This is a genomic window from Mesorhizobium sp. M1A.F.Ca.ET.072.01.1.1 (assembly GCF_004023325.1).
GTDB lineage: Bacteria > Pseudomonadota > Alphaproteobacteria > Rhizobiales > Rhizobiaceae > Mesorhizobium.
Genome location: NZ_RZSF01000531.1, coordinates 1 through 3054, shown reverse-complemented (window position 1 = coordinate 3054; position 3054 = coordinate 1). Strand labels below are relative to the sequence as shown.

General features: G+C 58.9%; 3 protein-coding genes. 2 read left to right on the top strand and 1 reads right to left on the bottom strand.

Features of this window, described 5'->3' with window-relative positions:
• Positions 1–342 precede the first annotated feature (342 nt).
• Together EOA32_RS39420 and EOA32_RS35715 are read left to right on the top strand one after the other, a co-directional pair.
• Positions 343–594 carry a hypothetical protein gene (locus EOA32_RS39420; RefSeq protein WP_210214883.1) on the top strand — a complete coding sequence of 84 codons (252 nt, stop codon included), beginning with the start codon at positions 343–345 and terminating at the stop codon, positions 592–594.
• Positions 595–1391: 797 nt separating this feature from the next.
• Positions 1392–2336 (top strand): IS110 family transposase, encoded by a 945-nt coding sequence (locus EOA32_RS35715; RefSeq protein WP_245499507.1) that lies wholly within the window; start codon positions 1392–1394, stop codon positions 2334–2336.
• Positions 2337–2754: 418 nt separating this feature from the next.
• Here the strand turns inward: EOA32_RS35715 and EOA32_RS35710 are convergent.
• Positions 2755–3054 (bottom strand): M20/M25/M40 family metallo-hydrolase (locus EOA32_RS35710; protein WP_128374192.1); only part of this gene is annotated, 300 nt, incomplete at its 5' end.

The window sequence follows — 3054 nt, the reverse complement described above, 5'->3', positions numbered from 1 at the left end:
CCGTTGTCTCAATTGTCTCATGGTCAGCCTTCCTTTCTTCGGCATGCATCTCTCCTCTACCGGCGAGGAGATGCATGCCCAGGTTGCTGACCCAAAGGCACTATCCAGGCTTCAAAACTGTCCGGTTTTTAATCGGAATCGCGTCCGGTCAATTCTCGGAATCGCGTCCGGCTTTTGATCGGAATGCCGTCCGGTAAATCGTCGGAATCTGCAGCCGGCCTGGAAGCGTTCGTCAAACGGGACAAAGCTCCGCTCTAATCTCCCGTCGTTGCTCGGATTGGCTTCGCCGATCCGAGATGGGGTATTCGGCTTGAGCCTTATCTTCGGGCATGGCGGATAGGGTTGAAGGTGCTGCGCTTCGAGTTGATGGGTAAATGTGGTCTGCATGCCCGCAACCACAAGCATCATCCCGAGGATCTTGTGCGGGTGTTCTCGGATCCTGCCTGGACCTTTGAGCGGATCGGGCTTGAAGCCGGGCCATTGCCGCAATGGCTGTTCAGCGGCCGGGCCGAAGCCGGCCTGCCGGTGGTGCATCGAAAGCCGCCACACCAAGGCCTTCCTGGAGGCGCAACCGAACAAATCCGACCGCATTGACGCCCGAGGTATTGCCCACATGATGCGGGTCAACCTGTTTCGTTTTGCCGCGCTCCACCGCAAACTTCTGGCCATCCTTCGAGATGATGCGGTCTGTCGGCGGTTGACGACAATACCGGGCGTCGGTCCGGTGGTGGCGCTGGCCTATACGCGTCCGGTCCATGTCAAGACGCGCAACAGCCCGCGGATGTCGTTTTCGATGGCGCGATCGCCTTATCCTGCAAGAGTTTGGGCGCCATCAGCAGGGCTCGGCGCTTTTGGCTCGTCAGCGAATCGTGCGCCCGACCATAGCAGCCTGCCGGCGCGCGCAGTAGGCCCGTCAAGAGCAAGTCGCGGCGCGCTCGTGACAAGGATCACCCCACAAGGTTCCACCAGCCGGTGGAAAGAGCGTCCTTCGCGGGACGAAGAATGAGGTTAGTTCGCGAGGGTTGCAGTACCGGTCGCATCACAACGATCAGGACGCGTCCGAGGTTGTTCCGCCTCATTCTTCTGATCCCCATGAAGGCGACGGCCGAGCGCCGATCCCGCAGAAAAGCAAGACCCCGCGAAAGACCTCAGATGCCGGAGAAGCGGAAAGCTCGAGAAGCGCTTGACTTCAACACGCCGAATAGAGAAGCAACCCTCGGACGCGCAATGTAGGGCGAGCCACTCACCGGCAGAGGCGGACATGCATGGTGTAATCGCGGGCACGAGGCCGCCCTGGATCCGACGAGGATCTTGGAAGGTGGCTGCTCCCCGATATGATGAGATACGGGCTCTCGACTGGACGCCGGGCCCAACATCAATGGAGAACAGCCATGACAGAGTATATCGGTCTCGACGTATCGATGAAAGAGACGGCAATTTCGATCCGTCGGGCAGGTAAGCGGATCTGGCGCGGAAAGTGCGCCTCTGATCCCGCCACCATAGCCGAACTTATCCGCAGGCGAGCGCCAAATGCGGAGCGGGTGGTGTTCGAAACCGGCCCTCTCTCGGTATGGTTCTATCATACCCTTCGCGCCGAGGGACTCCCTGCCATTTGCGTCGATGCCCGTCACGCCAAAGCGGCGCTCGACATGGCCGCCAACAAAACTGATGCCAATGACGCTGATGGGCTCGCGCACCTGGCGGAGGTCGGTTTCTTTCGCGAAGTCCGGGTAAAGGGCTATGACAGCATGCTCTCTCGGACATTGGTCGCGGCTCGAACGAAACTTATGCGCACGACACTGGACGTGGCAAATCAGATTCGAGGAGTGATGAAGACGTTCGGTCTCATTGTTCCATGCGGCATGGGTGGCAAGTTTGAGGCGCATGTTCGTTCCCTCCTGGCCGACAATGTCGGCCTTTCACAGATAGTTCTGCCGCTACTCGCAGCGTGGCGTAACCTGCGCCTCCAGGCGGCAAAGCTAGGGCGACAGCTCCTCGCCGAAGCGCGTAGAAGCCAGCAATGCCAGTTGTTGATGTCGATCCCCGGCATTGGAGCAATCACAGCTACTGCCTACCTAACTGCCGTCGAGGATCCAGCGAACTTCAAGCGGTCGCGCTCGGTGGGCGCCTGGCTGGGGTTGACGACGCGGCGCTATCGGTCCGGCGAGGTAGACTATGATGGCCATATCTCCCGGCGTGGAGATGCCCATGTGCGTTCGCTTCTCTATGAAGCCTTGGGGTATAAAACTACGCGAGAAGATCGGCTTCAAACGTTCCGCTGTCGCTGTCGCCCGCAAGCTCGCCGTCATTATGCATGCGATGCTTCGCTCCGGTGAGATCTTCAACAGGGCGACAGCCGCCACCTGACTTTATAGCTCTGTTAGCGCCCATGGCGTGAAGAGGCGTCCCTGCCGGGACCGAGGCTGGTCCATTCCGTTAAGAGCGTTGCACCGCGAGTTTGCTCGCAGCGTGCGAGACATACATTGGAAGGACTGTCCCGCGAAGCACCATAATGCGGCGACCTATGTCGACCGCGTAGACGACCATGCTCCCGGCAAACAGCCATCCGTCGCTAAAAGGCGCTTGCAAATCTCGCTATTAGACGACGGTCTTACAGATCGTCTGCTCACGACATCAGTCGATGTCGTGGCCGAGACGCGGCCGACGACTTTTTTAACGAGATTAAGCGAGGAACCGATAATCGGTCCATTGCAAATAAACCGGAAGTCAACGCGTCAATTTGATCGGGGCCACTCACGGCGCCAAGATCGTTTCGACGAGTTTGACCCACCAACCGATGCCGTAAGGCAATGCCTCGTCATCGAAATCAAACGCTGGGTGGTGACATGCAGCGGTCGGTCCGTTGCCAACAAAGATGTAGGCTCCCGGCCGCTCCTGGAGCATATACGCGAAGTCCTCCGCGCCCATGAATACTCTGACTGCATCGTTCACGGAGGACGTGCCCACGAGATTTCGTGCCGCCGTGACGGCCACCTTGGTCTTGTCGGGGTTGTTGAAGGTAGCCGGGACGGAACGCATGTACTTGAATACTAT

Excerpts from the sequence above, each read along its gene's own strand:
- EOA32_RS35715 (WP_245499507.1), top strand. The coding sequence starts at position 1,392 with ATGACAGAGTATATCGGTCTCGACGTATCGATGAAAGAGACGGCAATT.